The organism is Vasconcelosia minhoensis LEGE 07310 (genome assembly GCF_015207255.1).
Taxonomy (GTDB): Bacteria; Cyanobacteriota; Cyanobacteriia; order Phormidesmidales; family Phormidesmidaceae; genus Vasconcelosia; species Vasconcelosia minhoensis.
The window spans coordinates 20,049-43,111 of the sequence record NZ_JADEXG010000035.1 but is presented as its reverse complement, the minus strand read 5'-3'; the positions used below and the strand labels follow the sequence as shown (position 1 = coordinate 43,111).

Below are 23,063 nucleotides of genomic sequence, written 5' to 3'. Positions count from 1 at the left end.
TCAGTATGCGCATAGAGTCATTGGCAGATAAAAATTTCACGATAGGCGCTGCGATGCCCGCTGCTTTTCCTGGTATGAATCCCTATTTAGAGCATCCTGACCGGTGGCACGAGCTGCACCAGGAACTTATCTATGCGCTGGCTGAAGACCTACGCAGAAAGCTGCTTGAGCCATATCAGGTGGTGATCAAATCTCAAAACTATCGAGTCAGCGGTGAAGATGCCCTGATGGTAGGCATTGTCGAAGCAGTGTCAGTCCGCCGCCCTGACACTGCTGCACTCGATAGTCCTGCTACAGACGATAGCTACTATGACGGTCTCCCCGCGGTGGAATGTTCCCAACCGGAGCGGCCTTTTCAACCCATCGATGTGCTGGTACCCGTGCCTCAAGAAGTGGCAGAATTGTCTCTGGAGATCGTTGATCTAAACACCCAGAACCCGGTAACGCGGGTAGAGATACTGTCTCCGGCCAAAAAACGAGCGGGGCGGGGCCGACAGGTCTACGAACATTACCGTGAGGCGATCATTGCCAGCTCGACGCACCTGGTTGAAATCGATCTGCTGCGCAGCTGGGAGCCAACGGTCATTTACAATCCTTACGGCGATAGCGATTACCGCATTCTGGTTAGCCGCAGCGAACAGCGTCCCAAGGCAGCTCTGTATACCTGGGATGTGCAGGAGCCTATTCCAGTATTTCCGCTGCCGCTGCAAGGAACCGATGGCAGTATCGAGATAGATCTAAAGCAGCTGCTCGACCGGGTGTGCGATCGCGCCAGCTTCGATAGCCAAATCGACTATCAGCGCGATCCCCTGCCGCCGCTGCCGCCGGACTCTAATAGCTGGCTAGACAGCTTCCTTCAGCAGTCCGGGTGCAGAACTTAAACCAGTCCCTAGTGCCCGATCCCAGCGGAAAACTTCTATGATGGAATAATCCGCTCATAGACGACTTGGGACGACTTGGAATGACCGTTCAACTGACGCTGCCCAGCGCCATCGAAAAGCAAACCTGGACCTGGCGCGGCTACAGCATCCGCTATGCCGTCCAGGGACAGGGACAGCCGCTGGTCTTGCTCCACGGCTTTGGCGCTGCGCTGGGCCACTGGCGCAAAAATATTCCCATCCTGGCGGCGGCGGGATACCGCGTCTATGCGTTAGACCTGCTGGGCTTTGGCGATTCAGATAAGCCCGCGATTGACTACGCCATGGAGCTGTGGGAGCAGCTGATTCACGACTTTTGGCAGGCCCATATTCGGCAGCCTGCGGTGTTTGTCGGCAACTCGATCGGCGGGCTGATGACGCTGATGACCCTGGCCCACTTTCCCGAAACCGCTGCGGGCGGCGTTTTGCTCAACTGCGCGGCTAGCCTCAACCATCGGCCAGAAGATTTGCCAGGGGCAATGCGAACGGTAATGGGACTATTTTCTCGCCTGGTGAGTTCCAAAGTCGTCGGGCCGTTCCTGTTCAACCAGGTACGGCAGAAGCGCAGAATTCGCGGCTCGCTGCGGCAGGTCTATGCCAACCGTGAGGCGATTACCGAAGAGCTGGTGGACCTGCTCTACCAGCCCGCTAGCCAGCCCGGCGCGCAGCAGGTGTTTGCCTCAGTGCTGACTGCGCCCCCCGGCCCCCGGCCCGCCGAGCTGCTACCCCAGGTGCAACAGCCGCTGCTGATACTTTGGGGCGATCGCGACCCCTGGACACCGCTCACGGCGGCTGGCCTCTACCAGGCGTTGGCAGCCGACCCGGAACGCGCAGTTACGTTTCAAACCATCGACAATACGGGCCACTGCCCCCACGATGAGCGGCCCGAAGTCGTGAATGCGCTAATTTTGGACTGGCTATCCGAACAGGGACTAGGGTCAGCTGAGATACGCGAATTCTGACGGAAGAACCCATAAAAAAGTGGGGGATACGAGTCGTATCCCCCACGGCATGAACTAACAGCCCATAGCCCAGCGGACTATGAAATCTCAATTTCGGTAGCGGCGGTATCTACCGTCATCGCCGTCTCGCTCGGCTGAGCAGTGGCCGGTTTAGACATGGCCGACTTCACCGAATTGATTTCTTTTTCTGCGGCCTTGGCATACCAGGCTTTGAAGCCGTTCCACCGCTGCTTAACCGCGCCATAGCGATCGCCATAGCGTGCTTTCAAAGACTCGTCAAATCCGCTAGCCTGGGTTTGCGCTTTGGGCAGCCAGCTCTCTTTGAAGATTCTCGCGATCGCTCGAAATAGCGCCTGAATTCGGTCGGGCGTTTCCTGGGAGGCCTCTTCTTCTACCCAGGACTGGTTAACTTCGCTGACGGCAGCCTGACTCGTTTGCTTGATATTCTCTGCCGCTGTTTTGGTCAGTTCTTTGGCTACCGGACTGAGCACCGTTGTGCCCGCTTTGAGCTCGGCAGCCGTCTCCGTAAAAGCGGTGCGAAGGATCTTGCCAATCCGGCGAGACCGCAAACCGGCTTCTTCCTTCAGCTTTTTCATGTTCTCGGAAGTTTCTACCTGCTCGGTCTGTTCGGCCTGTGCCTGTTCTAGATAGTTAGACATGATCTGTCTCCTGTTGTTGGTTAAGATTTTGTTGCTAATAGAGATGCGGCGGGTAAAAGTTTCTCCGACTAGCCGACTGAAACAGCCTCTACATCGATAACTTGGCCAATCTGTTCAGCTTCTTGTTCGGGAGTTGTCCTAGCACTAGAAGCCGCTGCCGAACCTTTTTTAGACTTGAGTGACTCGGTCACGATTTGGCTGACTTCCGTCAATAGCAGCGTGGCTATCAGGCCATCATCTACCCAACCAATCAGGGGAATCACGTCTGGAGAGATGTCGATGGGGCTGACCAGGTACAGCAGCGTTCCCAGCACAACTAACCACCGATACTTAGAATTTCGAATGGCCTGGCGATAGGCATTCTGAAACTGGTGCAGCAAAAATGTTTTTCTCATCTTTCTCTCTCGAGCTGACATTTTGATTATGTCAAAGGGTTCTGTAAACTTCAGGTGTAGATTCCCCCTGAGGGATGTCGTAGAATTACACCGAAACGACCGTATAGGGTTAACCGATGCTTTTTGATGCCTATGCCCCCCAGAAATTCTACGACGAGTATTTTGCGGCGGCGGGTCAGCCCCGGGCAGTGGTTGAGCCTTTGCTCCAGTGGTTTCGCGAACAGCCGCCGGAAGCCGCCCTACAGGCTCAGGCCAAAGCGCAGCAGGTGCTGGAGGAGCTGGGGGCGACCTTTACCTTCGACGGTGAAGAGCGGGTGCTGCCGTTTGATATCCTGCCGCGAATGATTGCCGCCCCGGTGTGGGAAACCCTGACGGCGGGTTTAAAGCAGCGGGTGATGGCGCTCAATCAGTTTTGTGCCGATATCTATGGTGAGCAGAAAATTGTCAAGGATGGGGTGATTCCGCGAGAAATCGTGGAGTCGGCGGTGGGTTTTTTGCCCGGCTGCATGGGGATGAAGCCGCCTAAGGGCATCTGGTGTCATATCAGCGGGACGGATCTGATTCGCGATCGCGAAGGTCAGTGGCATGTGCTGGAAGACAACCTGCGGGTGCCTTCGGGGATTGCCTATGTGCTCAAAAACCGCCAGGCAATGCAGCGGGTGTTGCCCGGGCTGCTAGCGCAGTATGAGATCGAGCCGGTGGAGACCTACGGTCAGGTTTTGGAGCGGACGCTGCGGCAGCTGGGGGATGGCGCGATCGCGGTGCTCACCCCCGGCCCAGACGAGTCGGCCTATTCTGAACATGCCATGCTGGCCAAGCAGACCGGCGCGGCTCTAGTGGAACCGGAAGCGTTAACCCTGGTAGACGGTTGCCTCCAGCGCCAAACGCCCCAGGGGCTGAAGCCAATCGACATCATCTACCGTCGCGGCGATACGCAGCTGATCAACCGAATCAGCCTGGACGGCTACGACTCGGGACTGGAGGGCATTATCGACCTCTGCCAGCAGGGCCGCCTGACTCTAGCCAACGCCATGGGCACCGGCATCGCAGACGACAAGGTAATCTATGCCTGCGTCCCCGACATGATTCGCTACTACCTAGACGAATCGCCCAAGCTGCCGAACGTCCCCACCTATCTCTGCTGGCGCGACTCGGACCGGTCCTACGTGCTGGATCATCTCGACCAGCTGGTCGTCAAGTCTGCCAGCGAAGAAGGCGGCAAGGGAATGCTGGTCGGCCCCAACGCCAGCCAGTCTGAACGAGCCGATTTTGCCGAGCGGATTAAGCAAGACCCCAGGGGCTATATGGCTCAGCCCACTGTCTACCTATCGCAGATTCCCACTTTTATTGACGACAGCCCAGCAGGCCGTCACACCGACCTCCGGCCCTACATCCTGCATCAGGGAGACGACATCCACGTCCACCCCGGCGGCCTCACCCGCGTGGCGCTGACCGAAGGTAGCCTGGTTGTGAATTCAACCCAGGGCGGTGGCAGCAAGGATACCTGGATTCTAGGGTCTTAGCTTTGGGGTCCACTTCAATCATTGTGTTTGTGGTGTCTCCAAATTTCCGATAAATAGCATCCTTTGTCTCCAGCTTGAATTGCTGCAACTATGATCGCTTCTAAAAGTTCTACGTTTAGATCATCCGAATCATCGAGGGGATACAAAATCTTCTGGCGGTCTATATTAGTCGTAAATACTTCACCCCACTCATTGGAACTCGCAAATACACTATCTAAAATAGGCTTCACTTCTGACCTGAACTCGTCCTCTGAAATAATTCGCATAATCAGTCACATCGTAGACTGGTTTGAATTTTGAAAAACGGCGACTTCGTTAATTTCATGCACAGCATCTATCGCTTATTGCTCCTGTGAAGTAAGAAACTCAGCGCCTTTACTAGGTTTATCCAAATCATTCATGACTCGCTATTCCTGCGCTGCTAGCCACGTTGCCAGGTCGTCCGGGCTCGTGAAATCTAGTAATGCTTCTCCTAGAGACTCTAGCTGAGGGAGTGATAAGTCGTTGATCTGCGATTGCGCTGCTTCGGAAACTTCGCCCAGTTTACGAGTAAGCAACCGTAGGACGAACGATGTTGCCTCATCCCGCCGACCAAACTCCTCACCTTCTGCTCTAACTTCTTGATATACCCGAGTTTCTTGTAGCCTTACTCCCAGCATTTCCTCAACCTCTCGCTGACTCAGATGGGTAAACTTGTACACCATGATTGTCGTGACCATATCCATTATGGCTCGATTCATCGGTGGGGGCTGGTTTTCTCGCTGAGAACGGGCCAGCAGATTCCTGGCAGCCTCTGGCGCATCTGCTTCATCAATCATGGTTAGCGCTATCAGCGCTAGGTTTAGCGGCAGCTGGTCAATCTCGCCTAGCTCATCCAGGTAGACTCGATTCATCTGCTCGCATTCCAGCAGTGCGCGGTAAGGATGGGTCTGACGCTGCTCGGTTGTTCGCGAGGGATAGATGACTACGGCTTGCCAGTCGCTAAAGCGATCGCGGTTGCGATAAAAATACAGAAACAATTCGCCAAACAGCCGCTCATACAGCTGCTCGTCCTTTTGCAGCTGAACTATGCCTTCGGCAGGCTACGCCAACGCAGAAATAGACCACGCCTGGTGACTCCGACTCTGGCGGCAGGAACACGCCGTCAATTTCGAACCTGGGTTCTTTGACCGCAACGGCATCAAATCGGTAGTCCTGAGCGTTGGCTGGCGGATTGTCCAACAGCTCGAACAGTAGTTCGGGTGACTGTTGAAACAGATGGTAAAAGATGGAATCTCGCCGCATCAATCGGTGGCCTGCTAGCGGGTTTGGAAGATGTTTTGGATCATTTCTCGATCTGAGTGAGCGGTGGCGCGATCGAGTTCCAACAACTCACCCTCGCTGAGCTGCCAGCCCAGGGCTCCCAGGTTCTGCTCGGCCTGCTGGAGCGTCTTTGCCCCGGGAATAGGCATTGTGCCCTTGCAGATACACCAGTTCAGGGCCACCTGGGCCGGTGTTTTATTGCGAAACTGGGCAACTTCCTGGAGGCAGTCTAGCAGCGGCTGAATGCCCGGCAGCAGCCAACGAAAAAGCAGACCCCGCAGACCGCCCGGTAAGTCTGACCGATCGCTGTATTTGCCCGTCAACAGTCCTAGACAGAGGGGGCTGTAGGCAATCAGCCGAATTCCCAGCTGCTCGCACAGCGGCCTGAGTTCAAGTTCCGCGATTGGATAGGTTGATAGCAGCGAATATTGAACCTGGAGCGTTGCGATCGGGATACCCCGCTCAGCCAGTCGTTCGTGAGCCAGCTTTAGCCGCTTTGGGCCAAAATTTGACAGCCCGATGCCCTGTACCTGACCCTGCTCGTAGAGGTCGGCCAGGCCGTCTAAGAGCGGGCCTTCCTGCCAGGGCGCATAGTTAGCCGTAGACCAGTGCATCTGCGCTAAATCGACCGGCCTGCCGATGCGCTCAGCCGAAGCCTGACAGGCGGAGACCATCGACCCGCGGGTTAGCCGCCAGGGGTAGGCCGCCAGCTTCGTCGCAATGCAGATTTGGTCATGATTGGGGCCGCTGTAGTCCTGCGCAAATCGGCCTAGCAGCTGCTCGCTGCGGCCTTTTAATTTGCCAGTGCCGTAGGAATCGCCGGTATCAAAAAGGGTGACGCCAGCGCTGACGCAGCGGTTGAAGACGGCCTGAAGCTGCTCATCCATCTGGGAGTCGTAACCCCAGAGCAGGCGGTTGCCCCAGGCCCAGGTGCCGCAGCCCATAGGCATCGATGCAAAATTGAATGGCATGGGTGGATGGTATGATAAGTCACTAGGAACACCTTATCGCGTTGGCTAGCCGCTGAAAATTGCGGACGTTAGCAGGCTGGATTGACTGCCTATATCGATCAGCTAACCGATCAGCTATTTTTTTGAAGAGGTCAGCTGCCGCCGGGCGGACCCAAGTCGCGGACCCAATCGCCTAGAGACATGTCCCTCGGATCGTTGCCATCAGACACTGAGCTTTTCAACGCCCTCAAGTCAGGGAATGTGGAAGCTTTGGGCGAGCTGTACGATCGCTATGCGGCTTCGGTCTATGGCATGTCGCTGAGGGTGCTGGCTTCCCCCGATGAGGCCGCCGATCTGACCCAGGACGTATTTTTGAATTTGTGGCATCGCTCCACCTACGACCCGACTAGGGGAACATTTAAAAATTTTTTGCTGATGCTGACGCGATCGCGCGCCATCGACCGGCTGCGCACCCACGGGCGGCAGCGGAAGTTTCGACAGCGCTGGCAGCGAGCCGATACCGATGACCAGACGATACCTGCCCTCGACGGGCTGGAGGGGCTATCTCGCTCAGAGCAGGCTCAGGCGATGACTGAGGCGCTGACGCAGATTCCCGAAGCCGAACGCCAGGTGCTGGAGCTGGCCTATTTCAACGGTCTCAGCCAGTCTCAGATTGCCCAGCAGCTCGCCATTCCCCTGGGAACGGTGAAAAGCCGCTCGCGGCAGGGGCTGCTGAAGCTGCGCCGTCATTTACAGGAGTTTCTGTGATGGTGGAACGCTGGAATGAGCTGATGGCAGGCTATGTCCTTGGCGATTTGGATGCTGAGGAAAGACAGGAGTGGGAGGAAATTTTGCGATCGCACCCCGAACTGACGAACGAAATCAAGGAACTCCAGCAAACGGTTGCCTTTGCCTCTGAGCAGGCGCCCGCCGTAGAGCCGCCGCCAGAGCTGCGTGCGTCCCTTTTGGCGGCGGTCCGGGCCACTCCTCAAGAAAACGCCTCACCTAGCCTGTCGATTGTTCCCCCGCCGACTGCCGAGGTTTCGGTTCGGCCATCTGCCACGGCGCAGCCTGCCTCTCAGTCGCTTGCGTCACCGCAGAAGGGCTGGTGGCTAGGGCTGGGCAGCCTAGCGGCGGCAGCTTTGATCGCATTGCTGATCGACGATTTGCGACTGCGGAACCAGGTGCAGGAAGCGGCGGAGGTGATTGCTAGTCTAGAGCAGCAGCTAGAAGAAGCGGAAATTGCGATCGCAACTGCGCCAGCCCCGCCGCGAGTCTTTACCCTAGCCGGAACGGTGAATAGGGCTGAAGCCAGCGGCAGTATTACAATTGCGCCCGAGCAGCAGGCCACGATTGTGACCGTGCAGGATTTGCCCGCCCTGCCAGCAGGACAGGTCTATCGAATTTGGGGACTCGTCCCTGACCAGCCCCCCCTGCTCTACGGACAGTTTGAGACCGACGCCGATAGCCGCCTTCTGCCACAGGAAATTCCCCTACCGCCCGCAGCCGATCCAGCGGCGGTCACTCAGTTTCTGATCACGGCTGAGTCCGTGGACGCGCCGCCCCGCCCCCGGGGCACCTTAGTGATGCAGAGTCTTCCGGCTGGCTAGTCAAAGGCATCTCAAGCTCGCGTTTTACCTTTGTCTCTGGGCGGCTGCGCGATGCGGATAGCCCCTAACATCGCTTAGCGCCGTCGCTATGCCGTCCGGAACTTGTTGAATCACGCTGAAGCCGCCATCAGTCTCTAAAACGACAGCTTCAACGTCATCGATCAGGGCACTGCCGTTAGCCCGCAGGGCAGCGAGGACTTCGCCTTCGGTTACTCGCTCGCGTCTGAGTGCATCGTACTGAAATTTTCCCTGATAGAGCAGCAGAGTCGGTTCGGCCTTAATCCATCGAGTAAACTGGTCTGACTGTACCGCAAGCCAGGTAATCGAAAATTGAAACAAGGTCAGTAGAGCAAACGCCAAAATTCCTTGGAGTACAGAAACGCTACCCGATACCAGCATACTAGCCAAGATAGAGCCGTAGGCAATCGTAACGACAAAGTCAAAGGCATTCCACTTAGACAGCGTTCGCTTGCCCGAGACGCGCAGCAAGACCACGATGGTGATGTAACCTATGACGCCGACTACTAGCGTTTGCAGCAGAGCGTTCCAGCCATTAAAAAACATTTTAGTGCCAATAAAACTTTGTTGATTTGAACTCTATCAGTCAACAACGGCTGGCACGTCTTCCCGAGGAGTTAACTTCAGGCTCTCATCGGTATCGTCAGTCAGCCGATCCAGGATGCCGACGAATTCTCGTTCAAAGCTGACCTGGGCTCGATTGGTTCGACCGCCGACATAGAGCCGTTCGCCCACCTGCAGCGCCCAGACCTGGGAGTGTGAGACATAGCTCATCATCACGCCGACCATGAGTAAACCGAAGCCGGTATAGACCAGCGGAATTCCCGGGTCGGCCTTGATTTGCAGGCCGGTGCTGCCGATTAAGTCTTCGACAATCAGGTTGACGCCATTGACCTCAGTCGCCATCCCTGCTCGCACGGTCGAGATCAGCTCCCCCGTTTGGCCATAGACCAGCAGCGTTCCCTGCAAGTCTCTAGCGACTAGAGAAACGCCTGCACTCAGGTCGGGCTTAGTCGGCACCCAGGTGCCCCAGAGCCTGCCGCCCTGGGCTTCGAGTTCAGCCATCGGTAGCTGAAAAGTTGGGCTATTGTTGATCCGCACCCGCACCGCCGCAACGGCCCAGTCAGCCTGATAGAGCGTCACCCGACCATAGCGCAGCGGCTGATTTACCCAAATGGTTTTGCGTTTGACTTCTTCGCCCTGTCGGTCGAGCACGGAGAGGTCAGAATAAAACTGTTCAATCCGGCCCTCGGGCGTATAGTCAATCCAGAAGCGATTGACGTGGACGGACCAGTCCTTGGGAATCTGTGCCGCTGCCCAGGGTCCTGCGTCAAAGATGTTGCGAATCTGAAAGGTCTGGCCGCTGGGCACCATCTCCTGGGCAAAGAAGCCAGTCATTGCCCCCCACATCGCCCCCAGCAAAATCAGCAGCATACTGGCATGGACGACAATCGGGCCAATCCGCCCGACCAGCCCCTTATGCGCATAGAGCGAATCATCCCGCCGAAAAATCCGATAGCGGCGCTGTTCCAATAGCGGCGTGAGCTGGTCGAGCGATCCCTGACTCAGCTCCGTACTCAGGGCCATTTTCTCAAACTGGCGCGGTTTGCTATAGAAATTCCAGGTGCGAGAAAACCAGCGCAGCGCCGTAATCTGGCGGGTAAAGGTGCAGGCGGTCAGGCTAGCCCCAAACAGAATCAGCAGCGACAGAAACCACCAGGTGCGGTAAACATGGTCCAGCCCCAGCGTCAGCAGCACTTTCCAGCTGAGAAAGCCAAACAGGGCAGGCTCCTCAGGATAGTTGGTCTGATAATACGACAGCGATTGCCCCTGCTCAATCACGGTACCGCTAACGCTAAAAACCGCGATCGCAAGCAGCAGCACAATCGCCAGCCGCAAATCTGCCAGCAAAGGCACCAAATCCTTTCGAAAATACCGCCTCACCCCAGTCAACCCATCCATGCTTTACCTACTTAGACCCTCTTCAACCCAATCCTCCGCACCTAACCCTATGAGGGCATGGGGACCATGCCCCTACCCATCCACCCTTCACCCATCTACCCTAAACCACCGCCCCCAGCCGCGACACCAGCGAGAAAACCCCAAACCCAATCAGCAGCACTCCGCTCACCGGCGAAATCCACCCCGACCATTTACGAATCGACAAAAATTGTTTGATTGACGCGGTAAAAATGCCAGCCACCACCAGCGGCGCGACATAGCCCAGCGCGTAGGCCAGCAGCAGCGAGCTGCCTAGGACAGGATCGCCTTTTTGCCCTACCCAGGCCAGCAGCGTTGCCAGGACCGGCGTGCTACAGGGGGAAGCCACCAGGCCAAAGGTCAGGCCCAGCAGGTAGGACTTAATTGAGCGGGGAATATCGTTCTGTAAGAAATCAATATCGGTGAAGGCGGGCAGCGGCGGCAGCGGCAATGCTTCCAGCAGGTTCAGACCCATGAGGATTGCGATCGCGCTCACCACAATTGGCAGCCCAATCCCAATCTGGCCATATACCCAGCCCAGACTGCTGGCGGCGATCCCCAGCCCGGCTAGCGTCGTCGCCAGGCCAAAGGCAAACCACATAGACTGCCCGGCGGCCTGCCAGCGGTCCTTAATCTCGTAGCTGCCCATGTAGCCAATCGTAATCGGCAGTATGGATAGCATACAGGGGGTGAGGCTGGTCAGCAGCCCGGCTAGCGCAATCACGCCGATGCTGATCGGCGACAGCTGCCCTAGCTGACCTTCTACCCAACCGTTTGCACTCTGACTGAGGTCGTAGAGAAAGATCTGAAGCCGATCCCACATGGGCTACCTTGGGCTTTGGGTCTATTCAATTGTATCGAATGATTAACCGTCTCTCATTAACTGTCCTTAAAGGAGACCTAGGTCTGGACCGGAGAGGGCTTGCCTGTTGCGGCTTCGGATCGCTTCTGGCGGCGCCGGCGCCGGGCAGCTGGAGCCGGTGCTGGAGATGAATCTGACTCTGGGGACAGCTTCGGCGATACCGCTGAGGGCGAATCCGGAGAGGTCGTGGGGGATGTGGAAGAAGACCGCTGCGGTAGTAGCAGGGGTAGCTTTATCACTTCCGACTCCTTTGACTCGCGCGCGACGCGGATCAAAATGCCCGCCGTCACCAGGCTGGCAATCATCGAGCTGCCGCCATAGCTCATCAGCGGAAAGGGCAGACCGGTCGTCGGCAGTGCCCCAATCGCCACGCCAATGTTGACCAGCGACTGCCCCACCAGCAGCACCATACAGCCGATTGCAACCAGGCGATGAATTGGCTGTTTAGCTCGCAGCGCCACCACCAGCGTCACCGTGCTGTAGACCGCCAGAAAGATCAGCAGCATGACGCTGCCGACAAAACCAAATTCTTCGGCATAGACCGAAAAGATAAAGTCGGTATACTGAATCGGCAGAAAAAATAGCTTTTGCTGCGATAGTCCATAGCCGCTGCCCCAGGTGCCGCCGGACCCCACCGCCAGCAGACTCTGGATCAGCTGATAGCCGTTGCCGTCAGCATCGGCCCAGGGATTGAGAAAAGAGACAATGCGATCGCGCTGATAGGACTTGAGGCTGACGCTGATAAGTGCTGCCAACAGGCCGCTAAAGGCCGTCAGCAGCAGCTGACTGTAGGGCAGTCCCGCCGCCAGCGCAATCAGCCAAAGCGTCGTGCCACAAACCGCTGTCGTACTCAAGTTAGGCTGCGTCAGAATCAGCGCCAGCCCCGTCGCATAGATACCCAGCCAGGACAGCCGCCGCCGCAGCGACAGCCGATGCCAGCGGCCAAAAAGCTGCGCTCCGTGCAGCACCAGAAAGGGCTTCATCAGCTCAGACGGCTGGAGCAAAAACGGCCCTAGCGGCAGCCAGCGCGTCGCCCCGTTGACAGAGACGCCTAAGCCGGGGATATGAGTCGCCAGAATCATGGACATAGAGACCAGCAGGGCAATCCCCGATAGCCGGATTAGATGCCGTAGCGGATGCCGGGTGACCCACCGCGACAGCAGCAGCCCCACTAAAATATAGAGCAGCTGGATTTTGAAGTAGCGAGCCCCGTCTCCAGTCTCAGCGTTAGCAACTGGATAAGACGCTGAGAACAGGACGACTAGACCTACTGACAGCCACAGCATCGTCAGCCAGCGCAGCAGCCGAGCTTCTAACGCCCAGTCCTGAATAGAAAAGAAAGAAACAGCACCCGCAAAGCGACGATTTAGACGATTCAAAGGTCAGCCCTACTTGACAGACTGTATAGAAATAGAGAAATATTCAGCTTTTGTCAAGCCGAAAAATTTCTATTCACCGATTTTGGGTGCTCTTCCCACTAGAGCCAGCGGCGGCTCAACCGTCTCCGCGACTAAAAAGGATTCTGCACGCAGCTGCTCGGTTAGCTGTACCGTTTTGGCATCGTAGATCTGCGTCAGCAGCTTCGGGTAGAAGCCAAAGCCAATAATCGGAATCAGCAGGCAGGCAATGATAAATACCTCGCGCGGTTCCGCATCGACCAGCACCTCATGGGAGGTCAGCTCTTGATTTTCGGGACCGTAGAAAATCTCCCGCAGCATCGAGAGCAGATAGATCGGCGTGAGGATAACCCCTACTGCCATCAGCGCTAAAATAATCAGCTTAAAGCTAAAGCTGTAGGCATCGCTGGTAGCAAACCCGACAAACACCATTAGCTCCGCTACAAAGCCGCTCATTCCTGGCAGCGCCAGAGACGCCATCGAGCAGGTGGTAAACATGGCAAAAATCTTCGGCATCTTTTTGCCAACGCCGCCCATTTCACTCAGGATTAGCGTATGGGTGCGATCGTAGGTGGCCCCCACCAGGAAGAACAGGCTTGCCCCAATCAGACCGTGGGAGACCATTTGCAGCACCGCGCCGCTCAGCCCCAGGTTGGTAAAAGAAGCCAGGCCAATCAGCACAAAGCCCATATGGGAGATCGATGAATAGGCAATCTTACGCTTGAGATTGCGCTGGGCAAAGGAGGTCAGGGCGGCGTAGATAATGTTTACCACGCCAAAAATGACTAAGATCGGCGCGAACCGGGCATGGGCCTCGGGCAGCATTTCCACGTTCATGCGGATGATCGCATAGCCGCCCATCTTCAGCAGAATGCCCGCCAGCAGCATATGTACCGGCGCAGTCGCTTCGCCGTGGGCGTCGGGCAGCCAGGTATGCAGCGGAAAAATCGGCAGCTTTACCGCGTAGGCAATCAAAAAGCCGCCGTAGAGCAGCAGCTGTAGATTGATCGGAAAATCCTTCGCCATCAGCGATCGCATGTCAAAAGTGACCGTATCGCCGTAGAAGGCCATCGCCAGCGCCGCCACCAGGATAAACAGCGAACCGCCCGCGGTATAGAGAATAAACTTCGTCGCCGCGTAGAGCCGCCGCTTGCCGCCCCAGATCGACAGCAGCAGGTAGACCGGCAGCAGCTCCAGCTCCCACATCAGGAAGAACAGCAGCATATCCTGCACGGCAAACACGCCAATCTGCCCTGCGTACATCGCCAGCATCAGGAAGTAAAACAGCCGCGGCTTCAGCGTCACCGGCCAGGAGGCCAGAATCGCCAGGGTGGTGATAAAGCCGGTCAGCATCACCAGCGGCATCGACAGACCATCTACGCCCACTGACCATTTCAGGTCGAGGGCCGGCACCCAGGTGTAGCTCTCCACCAGCTGCATACCCGAGCTGTGAATGTCATACTGGGTGACAAAGGCGTAGATAATCAGCGCAAAGTCAATCAGACCGACGGTTAGCGCATACCAGCGAATGGTTTTCCCTTCTCGGTCAGGAATAAAGGGGATAGCAAAAGCGGCTAAGAACGGAAAGAGAATGATTGTCGTCAGCCAGGGAAATTGAGCGGTGTCCATAAAAATACAGCGGTGATAGCGCGGCGGATTAACTCAAAGCGCCGATTTACAAAAAACTTAGGTGATCCCCGAGGCGACCACCAGGCCGATGACTGCGCCAAAGATGATCAGCGCATAGAACTGAGCCCGACCGGTTTCAAAATATTTCAGCCCTTCGCCGGTAATCAGGGTGACGAAGCCCGCCAGGTTGACGACGCCATCGACAATTCGGGTGTCGATTTCGAGCACCTGCTTAGCTATATTGCGGCTGCCCTGGACGAAGAGGACTTCGTAGAGGTCGTCGATGTACCACTTGTTGAGCGAGAGCTGGTAGAAGAAGGGAATTTTGGCCGCGATCGCGCTAGCACTAATCTGCCGCGTCCGGTACATCAGCACCGCTACGATGATGCCGACGACAGAGATCGCCACTGACAGCCCTGCCATTCGGACAAATTCGCTGAGTTCAAACGCCTCGGCCAGCTCGGCCACTGTTACCACCTCACCGGGCGGGTGGATAAAGGCTTCAAAATAGTTGGCAAAAGGCGTCCCCACTAGGCCAATCAGCAGCGAGGGAATCGCCAGCGCTATCAGCGGCAGGGTCATCGACAGGGCGGACTCGTGGGGCTTCTCGGCATGGTGGCCGTGATCGGTTTCTTCCTCCAGGGCCAGCTCCTGGGTGCTCATCGCCCCCGGTCCGAGGGACATACCCATGCGCTGAAACTGCTCGTGCTTCAGCTGCTTTTGAATCCCCTTGTCCGTACCGCGAAACTCGCCTTCGAAGGTTGAGAAATACATTCGGAACATATAGAAGGACGTGATCCCCGCCGTCAGCCAGCCAATCGCCCAGAGGGCCGGATTGACTGCAAATACTGAGCCCAGAATCTCGTCCTTGGACCAGAACCCGGCAAAGGGCGGCAGGCCAGAAATCGCCAGCGTTCCCACCAAAAAGGTAATCGCCGTAATCGGCATATACTTGCGCAGGCCGCCCATCAGCCGCATATCCTGGGCCAGGGCCGGGTCGTGGCCGACCACTTCTTCCATACCGTGGATCACTGAGCCCGAGCCTAGGAACAGCATGGCCTTGAAGTAGGCATGGGTCATCAGGTGGAACAGGCCAGCGCTGTAGGCACCGACGCCCATCGCCATCACCATGTAGCCCAGCTGGGACATGGTTGAAAAGGCTAGCCCCTTCTTAATATCGTTCTGCGTAATCGCGATCGAAGCGCCGAGGAAGGCGGTAATCGCGCCCGTCCAGGCAATCACGCTCATCGCCGTCGGGATATCCTCGAATACGGGATACATCCGGGCAATCAGAAAGACGCCCGCAGCCACCATCGTAGCCGCGTGGATCAGAGCCGAAATCGGGGTGGGGCCTTCCATCGCGTCGGGCAGCCACACATGCAGCGGGAACTGGGCCGACTTGGCCACCGGCCCCATAAAGACCAGAATGGCAAACAGCGCCGCTAGTGCGCCGGGGATCATCCCCAGCTCAACCAGCTGACTCAGCCGGTCGCCCATCAGCTCAAACTCAAAGGTGCCGGTCGCCCAGAACAGGCCAATCATTCCCAGCAGCAGGCCAAAGTCGCCCACCCGGTTCGTCACAAAGGCTTTCTGACAGGCGTCAGCGGCGGGTTTGCGGTCATACCAAAAACCAATCAGCAGATAGGAGCACATCCCCACCAGCTCCCAGAAAACGTAAACTTGGAGCAGATTAGGGCTGACTACCAGACCCAGCATAGAGGAGCTGAATAGACTCAAATAGGCATAAAAGCGAACATAGCCAGGGTCATGGGCCATATAGCCGTCGGTGTAGACCATGACCAAAAAGGCCACAGTCGTGACAATCACCAGCATCAGGGCGGTAATCGGGTCGATCACATAGCCCATCGACAGGTGAAAATCGCCAACCGATACCCATTCAAATAAATAGTGATAAGCCTCGTGCCCCTGCACCTGACTGTAGAGCAGCGCGAACGAGAGCGCCATGGCGGCCCCCAGCAACGTCACAATAAAGGCAGCAGTGGGCTTTCTCAGCCGGTTAGTCGCGTCGTTGTAGCTGATTAGCCCGAGGCCCACCACCATTGCTCCCATAAGGGGAAGCGTGGGTATGAGCCAGGCGTATTGATAGATAGCCTCTACGGATTCCATGAATTGGGCCTACTCCAAAATTTCCTGACGAGTTGGCAAAACCGCAACCATTCTGACACACCAAGCTCGTCTGTTGATCCGACCGCAGGTAGATGAATATGTCAGAATATAAATTTTTATAATCAAATGTTACAGCAAAATGGGTCTGACTCGCTGGGGGAGCTGATTTTCTCTTAAGGTCACCCAGATGAGATTTAAACCTGGTGCCAAAGTACCGAACTCGATTTGAGGCTGCTGTTGTCATCACTACGAACCTTTGCCTCAAGGAGCAATGAGCTCGGTGACTTGCTGAGGATGACTAGAAACTACTGGCGGGGTGGCTTACCGGTCAGGGCCGATTCCAAATAGATTTCTCCCGGCGGCACGTAGGCGCCGCTGATCTTGACCCGAAAGTCGTAGTGCTCGCCGGTGCCCAGGCCGCTGTTGCCGGTATATGCGATCTCGTCTCCCGCCTGAGCCTGTCCTGACTGACAGCCGTTCTCAGACAGGTGTAGCGACTGAAAGACATATCCTGGGTAGGATGCGGCGCTCTGGTCTGCTACCCAGCCGCCGCCGTCCACGTCCCACCAGCAGTCCACCGTCACCCGATCCCCGGTCTGGCCGACGGCATAGACCGGGGTGCCGATTGGGGTAGCGACGTCTACGCCATTGTGGGGCACGTTGGCCACACCGGTGACGGGATGGAAGGGGCGGATGTGGTAGTCGTCGGTAATTTCAAATCCAGCCACAATGTCGCCGACGGCGGGGGTTTTGACGGCAGCCGGGTCTATCCTAGCGGCTTGGGGCAGCAGCCGATCGGCAATATAGAGTAGCAGGGCTAGAATCAGGGCTGCGCCGATTCCCATTAGGATCAGCCGGAGTAGAGGCCGGAATAGAGACGAGATTTCCTGCCGACGGGGGGAAACCGGCTGGGACAAGAGCGCCGTTGAAACCACCGTCAGCTCGCCTCGACCAATTTTCTCCAGCAGCTCAGAAATGCTGCCGCAGTCCGCCTTGGCCGCCGCCGCCCGGCTGCCCAGCCAGCCGATCTGGGTTACCGTTACCGTGCAGCGCTGTTTAGCGGCGAATTGGGGCAGCTGGTAGGAGGGGAGATCAGAAGTCACAGCGCAGCCGATAAAATTTCTTAAGCATAAATTCTAAGCATCAATATATTGCGAGGTAGCCCTGTTGACTAGCCAGAACCCAACCTTAATTCCAGCCGAGCGAGTCGATGGCATGGCCGAGCATGAGGACGAACGCCGCCATTGGGACTACCATTATGACGAGATTGGGACTGCTCCTGGCACCCTGGTAATCGAGGAAGATGCTTCGCCGCCGGAGCTGACGCTGATTGACTATACGGCTAGCTCGGCGATTCGACGGGAGCTAAAAACGCCGGAGGACTGCAAGCCTTTTCTCAAGTCACACTCAATTTCCTGGATCGACTTTCAGGGCCTGGGCAACGAGCCGATGCTGCGGCACCTAGGCGAGGTCTTTAAGCTGCATCCGCTGGTGCTAGAAGACGTGGTCAACGTGCCGCAGCGGCCCAAGGTGGAGTACTACGACGACCAGCTGGTGATTATTGCCCGAATGGTAATGCCCAAGCCGAGTGAAGCGGGTAATGAAGCGGGCTTTATCAACGAGCAGGTGAGCTTCGTCCTAGGGCCGAACTACCTACTGACGGTGCAAGAAGAGCTGGATATTGACTGCTTTGACCCGGTGCGCAACCGAATTCGGTTTAACCAGGGGACGATTCGCGCTCAGGGTGCAGACTATCTGGCCTATACGCTGCTGGATACGATTATGGATGCCTACTTCCCGGTGCTGGAGGACTATGGCGAGCTGATCGAATCCCTGGAAGACGAGGTGATTTTTAATCCCACCCGTCAAACGGTGCAGCGGATCTACCAGGTGCGGCGCGACCTGATGGGCCTGCGGCGCTCGATCTGGCCCCAGCGCAATGCCATCAGCACCCTGATTCGCGACAGCAGCGACCTGATTCGTCCGGAGGTGAAGGTGTACCTGCAAGACTGCTACGACCATGCGGTGCAGGTCCTCGATATCGTCGAAACCTACCGTGAGCTGACCGCCAACCTGATGGACGTCTATCTCTCCTCGGTCAGCAACCGGATGAACGAGGTGATGAAGACGCTGACGGTGATTTCGTCGATTTTCATCCCCCTCACCTTCATCGTCGGCGTCTATGGGATGAACTTCAATCCGCAGGTGTCGCCTTGGAATATGCCCGAACTCGATGCCTACTGGGGCTACCCAATCTGCTGGGCGGTGATGATCGCGATCGCGCTTGGCCTCACCACCTATTTCTGGCGCAAGGGCTGGTTTGAAAGTCTCTCGCGCAGTCTGCCTGAGCGCTAGCCATAAAACTCCTGCTAAGATGGCTAGCGTTATGGGCTGCGGTTGCCCTGCTGGGTTTGATTGATGGATCTAAAGGCGCTGATTCGAGACGTTCCCGACTTTCCCAAGCCGGGGATCATGTATCGCGACATTACCACGCTGCTTAAAAACTCCGAAGGGCTTAGCTACACCCTTGATCAAATGGCGGCAAAAGCGACTGAGCTGGCTCCCGATGTGATTGTCGGTATCGAGTCGCGCGGCTTCATTTTCGGCATGCCCCTCGCCTACAAGCTAGGCAAGAGCTTCGCGCCCGTGCGTAAGTCGGGTAAGCTGCCTGCCCCTGTCCATGCTATTTCCTACGATCTGGAATACGGTCAGGATCGGCTAGAGGTCCATCAGGACGCCTTCACCGCCGGCAGCCGGGTGCTCATTGTCGATGACCTGCTAGCGACGGGCGGAACGGCGGCAGCCACGGCGCAGCTGATTCAGCAAATGGGGGCAGAGATTGCCGGGTTTAGCTTTGTGATTGAGCTGGCTGGCTTGCAGGGCCGGCAAAAGCTGCCGGGTCAGGCGTCCGTTTCGTCTCTTGTGGTGTATTAAGCGCCAAGCGTGAGTTTTTATTGTCTTGGAATAATTCGTCGATGGTTACTACGCCAGATACCCCCAAACTCGCCTCTCCCTTCAGCAGACTGCACGATTTGCTGACCAGCGAGACGTCGCTCTATATCATTAAGCGTGTTTTGCAGGCGCTGCTGACCCTGCTGCTGGCTTCGGCCCTAAGCTTTTTCGTGATTCAGCTGGCCCCGGGCGACTTTCTCTCGGCCCAGCGGCAAAATCCGCAGATCTCACCCGAGACGCTGGAGCAGCTGGAGCAGCAGTTTGGGCTGAACCTGCCGGTATGGCAGCAGTACTGGCGCTGGCTGGTGCAGGTGGTCACCCGGTTCAACTTTGGCATGAGCTTTGCCTACCAGCGACCGGCCCTGGAAATTCTCTGGGAGCGGGTGCCCAATACGCTGCTGCTGTCGATTACGTCGATTCTGGCGACCTGGGCGATCGCGATTCCGCTAGGAATTGTCAGCGCGGTGCGGCAAAATCAGCTGACGGACCGGCTGCTGCGGGTCCTTAGCTACATTGGGCAAGGGTTTCCGACCATCATTACCGGGCTGCTGCTGCTGTTTTTTGCCCAGCTTACCGCGCCGCTGTTTCCCGTCGCCGGGCGCACTAGCATTAACCACGAAGACCTCAACTGGCTGGGCCAAATTCTAGATGTGGCCTGGCACCTAATCTTGCCGACCCTGGCCCTGAGCATTACCAGCTTTGCTGGCCTACAGCGGCTGATGCGCGGCCAGCTGCTCGACGTGCTGCGGCAGGACTATATTCAAACGGCGCGGGCCAAGGGACTGCCGGAAGACCGGGTGATCTACGTCCACGCGCTGCGCAATGCGATCAACCCGCTAATTACGCTGCTGGGGTTTGAGTTCTCGGCCTTACTCAGCGGTTCCTTTATCGTCGAAACCTACTTCAGCTGGCCTGGGCTGGGGCAGCTGACCCTGCAGGCGGTGCAGTCGCAGGATCTGTATCTGGTGATGGCGAGCCTGGTAATCGGCGCGGTAATGCTGATTGTGGGCAATCTGCTGGCTGACCTGGCGCTTTCTTTCGTAGACCCGCGAATCAGGCTGTCGAAGATGAATTAGGCCGGGCGCGATCGCACGCTCAGGAATAGTGCGTTTAGGACACTTCTAAAAAATCCACCAGCGGCACCAGCGGGTCGGTGACAATGCTGACCCCGGTAAAACTCCAGCGATTGATCAGCGACTTGAGCTGACTGCGGGCGATCGCCTCCACCCCAAACTGGTTGGCGACCTCAGTGGCATGGTGATTGAGGTAGCTGAGGGCGTCGTAGTCGGTCGAAAACAGCAGCAGAAAGCCGGTGGCGGGAGACGGCTCTGGCGGCCTAGAACTTTCTGGAACTGTTTCTGATTTCTGTTCTGGATGCGCGGCGAGGTACTGGCCGCTGGCTCTAGAGCGAAGGAGGTAATAGGACGGAGATAGCATGGAATATAGGGATAAGGGGGCGCTCAGTCTAAGAGAATAGCAGAGTCTGACCTCTGGCAGCAGAGGCAGCTAGCCGCGATCGCAGCTGGCCGCCCTGACGGCTATGGGTGATCAGCCCTTCTAACTTCAGATGGACGTCTGATGGCTCAAATTTACCTACGGTTGCAATAGGCGGCTACAATGGGCGTTTTCAGCTCATCTAGGCGTTCCGTCTCTGAATACTCTATATATTCCCTCTATAACCATGTCTAGCTCTAAAACCACTACCGACCACGCCACTATCAAGCAGTGGGTCGAGGCGCGTAATGGCCATCCGGCTACGGTAAAAAGTACGGCGGAAGACGGCGATCCCGGCCTGCTGCGGATTGAGTTTCCTCAGGGGGACAGTGAAACCCTAGGCGCGATCACCTGGGAAGATTTCTTTAAGACGTTTGAGGAAAGCAATCTGGCCTTTCTGTACCAGGAAGAAACCGAGGGCGAAATCAGCCGCTTCTGTAAGCTGATCAGCCGGGACTAACTGATTGCCTCCAGTAACGTCAAACGAAGTCCGGCCGACAAATCGGTATCCGGTAATTACAGCTTGGCCTCGGGAGAACCCTAACTTTGTTTGGGGAAACCCAACCTTAGCAAGGGTCAGCCGGACGACGCCCGATGCTAAAATCGGTAGCGACTTAAGCGCTGTAAACCGTTTTAGGAATTGACTATGGCACTCTCAGCAGGAATCACCGCTCCCAACTTTACTGCTAAGGACGACACCGGCAAGCCGATTACGCTGTCCGACTACGAAGGGAAAGTCGTCGTTCTCTATTTTTATCCCAAGGACGATACGCCTGGCTGTACTAAAGAAGCCTGTAGCTTCCGCGATGCCTATGACCAGTACACAGATAAGGATGCCGTCGTGCTGGGCGTCAGTCAGGATGATGAGGCGTCTCACCAGGCATTCAAAAATAAGTTCAATCTACCCTTTCCGCTAATTGTCGATACCGATGGTTCCCTCAGCCAGGCCTACGACGTAGACGGTGATGGCCATTCTAAGCGGGTTACCTTTGTGATTGATGAAAAAGGCGTGATTCAAAAGGTCTATGACAGCGTCAAGACCGACACCCACGCCACTGACGTACTTTCTGAACTGGCCCTTTGACCCAGCAGGTTTTAGTGATTGGTGGCAGCGGTCGGATTGGCCGTGCGATCGCGGCTGATCTGCTAGCTCATACCGATGCGGCTCTGACTTTAACCGGTCGCCGAGCCCAGCCCGGGTTTAAGCTCCAATCTCGACAGCGCTATCTGTCTCTGCCGCTGGCCGATGAGGCGGCGGTAGAAGCTGCGATCGCGGCTCACGACCTGGTGATTCACTGCGCCGGTCCGTTCCGCGATCGCAACCATCACGTGCTCCAGACCTGCATTGCTCAGAAGATCGCCTACCTCGACGTCGCCGACAGCCCTGACCACGTGCGCCAGGCCCTGACCTACCGAGGGTTGGCCCAGACGGCTGGTGTTACCGCAGTTGTCAGCACCGGCATCTTTCCGGGCATCTCGGGCAGTCTGGTGCGGCTGGGGATTGAGCAGTTTGACCAGGCCGAGTCGGTTCATCTTAGCTACCTGGTTGCCGGTTCGGGAGGTGCGGGCGTCACGGTCATGCGTACGACTTTCATTGAGCTCCAGACACCTTTTTTCAGCAAGATCAATGGCGAGTGGCAGTCGATCTCGCCCTACAGCCAGCGGCAGGTCTTGGAGTTCCCTCGCTATGGTCAGGGCGGTGTCTACTGGTTCAATACGGTAGAGGCGCTGACGCTGGCCGAGACCTTTCCCCAGGTGCAGACTTGGGTCACCAAGTTCGGCTCTGTGCCCGATTACTACAACCATCTCACCTGGCTGGTCGCTCACCGGCTGCCCAAAGCCTGGCTGAAGAGTCCGACTGTGATTGAGTTTCTCTCCCAGGTCAGCTACCAAATGACCCGAGTCACCGACCGCTTTAGCCAGACCGGGATCGCCATGCGGGTCGCGATCGCGGGAATTCAAGATGGCCGCCCAGCGGACTACCTCTGCACCTTTGAACATCCAGACACGGCCCGCGCCGCTGGGCATGGTACCGGCAGCCTGGCCCAGCTAATTTTGAGCGGGCAGCTCCAGCAGCCGGGTGTCTGGCCGGTTGAGCAGGCCCTGCCAACACCGCTGTTTCAAGCCATGATGGCGGCTCGGAGCCTTTCTGTGCAGCAGCGTTGGAAATTCTCTGCGCCGGAGCTGAAGCATTCGGCGCAGTCTGAGAATTTTCCGGCATGAGCGAGCCTGACCAAGCCTGTATCTCAGCCCAAATTCAGCCGCTACCGTCGGCTCAGATCCTTA

At 56.8% G+C, this 23,063-nt stretch carries 23 protein-coding genes and 1 pseudogene; 11 read left to right on the top strand and 13 right to left on the bottom strand.

The genetic code is table 11. The features are described from left to right. Window positions 1–53 precede the first annotated feature (53 nt). Complete coding sequence (locus IQ241_RS14970) at window positions 54–881, top strand: DUF4058 family protein (RefSeq protein ID WP_193908564.1); 828 nt, start codon at window positions 54–56, stop codon at window positions 879–881. A gap of 80 nt (window positions 882–961) precedes the next feature. Then, window positions 962–1,879, top strand: coding sequence for an alpha/beta fold hydrolase (locus tag IQ241_RS14965; protein WP_193908560.1), 918 nt, complete (start codon window positions 962–964; stop codon window positions 1,877–1,879). Window positions 1,880–1,956: 77 nt separating this feature from the next. On the opposite strand, the gene IQ241_RS14960 is transcribed toward IQ241_RS14965, so the two are convergent. Continuing rightward, entirely contained in the window at window positions 1,957–2,538 is a 582-nt protein-coding gene (locus IQ241_RS14960; RefSeq protein WP_193908557.1) for a hypothetical protein, read from the bottom strand. A 68-nt stretch (window positions 2,539–2,606) separates the two neighbouring features. Then, the gene (locus IQ241_RS14955) at window positions 2,607–2,933 is read right to left on the bottom strand and encodes a YkvA family protein (RefSeq protein ID WP_193908556.1); all 327 of its coding nucleotides are present in this window, start codon (window positions 2,931–2,933) and stop codon (window positions 2,607–2,609) included. A gap of 116 nt (window positions 2,934–3,049) precedes the next feature. Here IQ241_RS14955 and IQ241_RS14950 point away from each other — a divergent pair, with 116 nt between their 5' ends. Then, window positions 3,050–4,456, top strand: coding sequence for a circularly permuted type 2 ATP-grasp protein (locus tag IQ241_RS14950; protein ID WP_193908554.1), 1,407 nt, complete (start codon window positions 3,050–3,052; stop codon window positions 4,454–4,456). A gap of 14 nt (window positions 4,457–4,470) precedes the next feature. On the opposite strand, the gene IQ241_RS14945 is transcribed toward IQ241_RS14950, so the two are convergent. The 3 genes and pseudogenes from IQ241_RS14945 to IQ241_RS14935 all read right to left on the bottom strand — a co-directional run bounded on the left by IQ241_RS14945 (window position 4,471) and on the right by IQ241_RS14935 (window position 6,729). Next, on the bottom strand, window positions 4,471–4,722 hold the full coding sequence (locus tag IQ241_RS14945; RefSeq protein ID WP_193908552.1) for a hypothetical protein: 252 nt from the start codon (window positions 4,720–4,722) through the stop codon (window positions 4,471–4,473). A 141-nt stretch (window positions 4,723–4,863) separates the two neighbouring features. Continuing rightward, window positions 4,864–5,740, bottom strand: a pseudogene (locus IQ241_RS14940) (DUF2887 domain-containing protein). Window positions 5,741–5,754: 14 nt separating this feature from the next. Next, window positions 5,755–6,729, bottom strand: coding sequence for an aldo/keto reductase (locus IQ241_RS14935; RefSeq protein WP_193908550.1), 975 nt, complete (start codon window positions 6,727–6,729; stop codon window positions 5,755–5,757). A gap of 180 nt (window positions 6,730–6,909) precedes the next feature. Between IQ241_RS14935 and IQ241_RS14930 the strand changes: the two genes are divergently transcribed. Both IQ241_RS14930 and IQ241_RS14925 read left to right on the top strand, forming a co-directional pair. Beyond that, complete coding sequence (locus IQ241_RS14930; RefSeq protein ID WP_193908548.1) at window positions 6,910–7,476, top strand: sigma-70 family RNA polymerase sigma factor; 567 nt, start codon at window positions 6,910–6,912, stop codon at window positions 7,474–7,476. Continuing rightward, window positions 7,476–8,318 carry an anti-sigma factor domain-containing protein gene (locus IQ241_RS14925; protein ID WP_193908546.1) on the top strand — a complete coding sequence of 281 codons (843 nt, stop codon included), beginning with the start codon at window positions 7,476–7,478 and terminating at the stop codon, window positions 8,316–8,318. The genes IQ241_RS14930 and IQ241_RS14925 overlap by 1 nt, the downstream gene beginning before the upstream one ends. Before the next feature lie 24 nt (window positions 8,319–8,342). Here IQ241_RS14925 and IQ241_RS14920 read toward each other — a convergent pair whose 3' ends face one another. From IQ241_RS14920 to IQ241_RS14890, 7 genes are all read right to left on the bottom strand, one after another. Then, on the bottom strand, window positions 8,343–8,882 hold the full coding sequence (locus tag IQ241_RS14920) for a DUF421 domain-containing protein (protein WP_193908544.1): 540 nt from the start codon (window positions 8,880–8,882) through the stop codon (window positions 8,343–8,345). A 36-nt stretch (window positions 8,883–8,918) separates the two neighbouring features. Beyond that, on the bottom strand, window positions 8,919–10,298 hold the full coding sequence (locus tag IQ241_RS14915; protein WP_193908542.1) for a cytochrome c biogenesis protein: 1,380 nt from the start codon (window positions 10,296–10,298) through the stop codon (window positions 8,919–8,921). A gap of 100 nt (window positions 10,299–10,398) precedes the next feature. After that, window positions 10,399–11,139 carry a cytochrome c biogenesis protein CcdA gene (locus tag IQ241_RS14910; RefSeq protein WP_193908540.1) on the bottom strand — a complete coding sequence of 247 codons (741 nt, stop codon included), beginning with the start codon at window positions 11,137–11,139 and terminating at the stop codon, window positions 10,399–10,401. A gap of 77 nt (window positions 11,140–11,216) precedes the next feature. Beyond that, window positions 11,217–12,557 (bottom strand): FtsW/RodA/SpoVE family cell cycle protein, encoded by a 1,341-nt coding sequence (locus IQ241_RS14905; RefSeq protein ID WP_228021740.1) that lies wholly within the window; start codon window positions 12,555–12,557, stop codon window positions 11,217–11,219. A 69-nt stretch (window positions 12,558–12,626) separates the two neighbouring features. Continuing rightward, a complete protein-coding gene (locus IQ241_RS14900; protein ID WP_193908538.1) occupies window positions 12,627–14,204 on the bottom strand; it encodes an NAD(P)H-quinone oxidoreductase subunit 4 in 1,578 nt (525 codons plus the stop codon). Window positions 14,205–14,261: 57 nt separating this feature from the next. After that, entirely contained in the window at window positions 14,262–16,331 is a 2,070-nt protein-coding gene (locus IQ241_RS14895) for an NAD(P)H-quinone oxidoreductase subunit 5 (protein WP_193908537.1), read from the bottom strand. 305 nt (window positions 16,332–16,636) lie between these two features. Continuing rightward, the gene (locus IQ241_RS14890) at window positions 16,637–17,434 is read right to left on the bottom strand and encodes a M23 family metallopeptidase (RefSeq protein WP_193908536.1); all 798 of its coding nucleotides are present in this window, start codon (window positions 17,432–17,434) and stop codon (window positions 16,637–16,639) included. 112 nt (window positions 17,435–17,546) lie between these two features. Here IQ241_RS14890 and corA point away from each other — a divergent pair, with 112 nt between their 5' ends. The 3 genes from corA (at window position 17,547) to IQ241_RS14875 (ending at window position 20,359) form a co-directional block, all read left to right on the top strand. Beyond that, a complete protein-coding gene (gene corA, locus IQ241_RS14885) occupies window positions 17,547–18,686 on the top strand; it encodes a magnesium/cobalt transporter CorA (RefSeq protein ID WP_193908579.1) in 1,140 nt (379 codons plus the stop codon). Between the two features lie 63 nt (window positions 18,687–18,749). After that, window positions 18,750–19,265: an adenine phosphoribosyltransferase gene (locus IQ241_RS14880; protein ID WP_193908535.1), complete on the top strand. Its 516-nt coding sequence runs from the start codon at window positions 18,750–18,752 to the stop codon at window positions 19,263–19,265. Window positions 19,266–19,306: 41 nt separating this feature from the next. Beyond that, the gene (locus IQ241_RS14875; protein ID WP_193908534.1) at window positions 19,307–20,359 is read left to right on the top strand and encodes an ABC transporter permease; all 1,053 of its coding nucleotides are present in this window, start codon (window positions 19,307–19,309) and stop codon (window positions 20,357–20,359) included. Between the two features lie 34 nt (window positions 20,360–20,393). Here the strand turns inward: IQ241_RS14875 and IQ241_RS14870 are convergent, their stop codons facing one another. Beyond that, the gene (locus IQ241_RS14870) at window positions 20,394–20,720 is read right to left on the bottom strand and encodes a hypothetical protein (RefSeq protein ID WP_193908533.1); all 327 of its coding nucleotides are present in this window, start codon (window positions 20,718–20,720) and stop codon (window positions 20,394–20,396) included. A 244-nt stretch (window positions 20,721–20,964) separates the two neighbouring features. On the opposite strand from IQ241_RS14870, the gene IQ241_RS14865 reads away from it, so the two are divergent. From IQ241_RS14865 to IQ241_RS14855, 3 genes are all read left to right on the top strand, one after another. Beyond that, a complete protein-coding gene (locus IQ241_RS14865) occupies window positions 20,965–21,237 on the top strand; it encodes a hypothetical protein (protein WP_193908532.1) in 273 nt (90 codons plus the stop codon). Between the two features lie 186 nt (window positions 21,238–21,423). Continuing rightward, window positions 21,424–21,861 carry a peroxiredoxin gene (locus IQ241_RS14860; protein ID WP_193908530.1) on the top strand — a complete coding sequence of 146 codons (438 nt, stop codon included), beginning with the start codon at window positions 21,424–21,426 and terminating at the stop codon, window positions 21,859–21,861. Continuing rightward, window positions 21,858–23,000, top strand: coding sequence for a saccharopine dehydrogenase NADP-binding domain-containing protein (locus IQ241_RS14855; RefSeq protein ID WP_193908528.1), 1,143 nt, complete (start codon window positions 21,858–21,860; stop codon window positions 22,998–23,000). Before IQ241_RS14860 ends, IQ241_RS14855 begins: the two co-directional genes overlap by 4 nt. The last annotated feature ends 63 nt before the right edge of the window (window positions 23,001–23,063 follow it).

What these genes read in the sequence shown, in the direction of transcription:
- IQ241_RS14930 (WP_193908548.1), top strand. Translation starts at nt 6,910, where the DNA reads ATGTCCCTCGGATCGTTGCCATCAGACACTGAGCTTTTCAACGCCCTC.
- IQ241_RS14865 (WP_193908532.1), top strand. Translation starts at nt 20,965, where the DNA reads ATGTCTAGCTCTAAAACCACTACCGACCACGCCACTATCAAGCAGTGG.
- IQ241_RS14935 (WP_193908550.1), bottom strand. Translation starts at nt 6,729, where the DNA reads ATGCCATTCAATTTTGCATCGATGCCTATGGGCTGCGGCACCTGGGCC.
- IQ241_RS14900 (WP_193908538.1), bottom strand. Translation starts at nt 14,204, where the DNA reads ATGGACACCGCTCAATTTCCCTGGCTGACGACAATCATTCTCTTTCCG.
- IQ241_RS14895 (WP_193908537.1), bottom strand. Translation starts at nt 16,331, where the DNA reads ATGGAATCCGTAGAGGCTATCTATCAATACGCCTGGCTCATACCCACG.
- IQ241_RS14965 (WP_193908560.1), top strand. Translation starts at nt 962, where the DNA reads ATGACCGTTCAACTGACGCTGCCCAGCGCCATCGAAAAGCAAACCTGG.
- IQ241_RS14960 (WP_193908557.1), bottom strand. Translation starts at nt 2,538, where the DNA reads ATGTCTAACTATCTAGAACAGGCACAGGCCGAACAGACCGAGCAGGTA.
- IQ241_RS14915 (WP_193908542.1), bottom strand. Translation starts at nt 10,298, where the DNA reads ATGGATGGGTTGACTGGGGTGAGGCGGTATTTTCGAAAGGATTTGGTG.
- IQ241_RS14875 (WP_193908534.1), top strand. Translation starts at nt 19,307, where the DNA reads ATGGTTACTACGCCAGATACCCCCAAACTCGCCTCTCCCTTCAGCAGA.
- corA (WP_193908579.1), top strand. Translation starts at nt 17,547, where the DNA reads ATGGCCGAGCATGAGGACGAACGCCGCCATTGGGACTACCATTATGAC.
- IQ241_RS14910 (WP_193908540.1), bottom strand. Translation starts at nt 11,139, where the DNA reads ATGTGGGATCGGCTTCAGATCTTTCTCTACGACCTCAGTCAGAGTGCA.
- IQ241_RS14920 (WP_193908544.1), bottom strand. Translation starts at nt 8,882, where the DNA reads ATGTTTTTTAATGGCTGGAACGCTCTGCTGCAAACGCTAGTAGTCGGC.
- IQ241_RS14955 (WP_193908556.1), bottom strand. Translation starts at nt 2,933, where the DNA reads ATGAGAAAAACATTTTTGCTGCACCAGTTTCAGAATGCCTATCGCCAG.
- IQ241_RS14950 (WP_193908554.1), top strand. Translation starts at nt 3,050, where the DNA reads ATGCTTTTTGATGCCTATGCCCCCCAGAAATTCTACGACGAGTATTTT.
- IQ241_RS14970 (WP_193908564.1), top strand. Translation starts at nt 54, where the DNA reads ATGCCCGCTGCTTTTCCTGGTATGAATCCCTATTTAGAGCATCCTGAC.
- IQ241_RS14880 (WP_193908535.1), top strand. Translation starts at nt 18,750, where the DNA reads ATGGATCTAAAGGCGCTGATTCGAGACGTTCCCGACTTTCCCAAGCCG.
- IQ241_RS14925 (WP_193908546.1), top strand. Translation starts at nt 7,476, where the DNA reads ATGGTGGAACGCTGGAATGAGCTGATGGCAGGCTATGTCCTTGGCGAT.
- IQ241_RS14870 (WP_193908533.1), bottom strand. Translation starts at nt 20,720, where the DNA reads ATGCTATCTCCGTCCTATTACCTCCTTCGCTCTAGAGCCAGCGGCCAG.
- IQ241_RS14945 (WP_193908552.1), bottom strand. Translation starts at nt 4,722, where the DNA reads ATGCGAATTATTTCAGAGGACGAGTTCAGGTCAGAAGTGAAGCCTATT.
- IQ241_RS14860 (WP_193908530.1), top strand. Translation starts at nt 21,424, where the DNA reads ATGGCACTCTCAGCAGGAATCACCGCTCCCAACTTTACTGCTAAGGAC.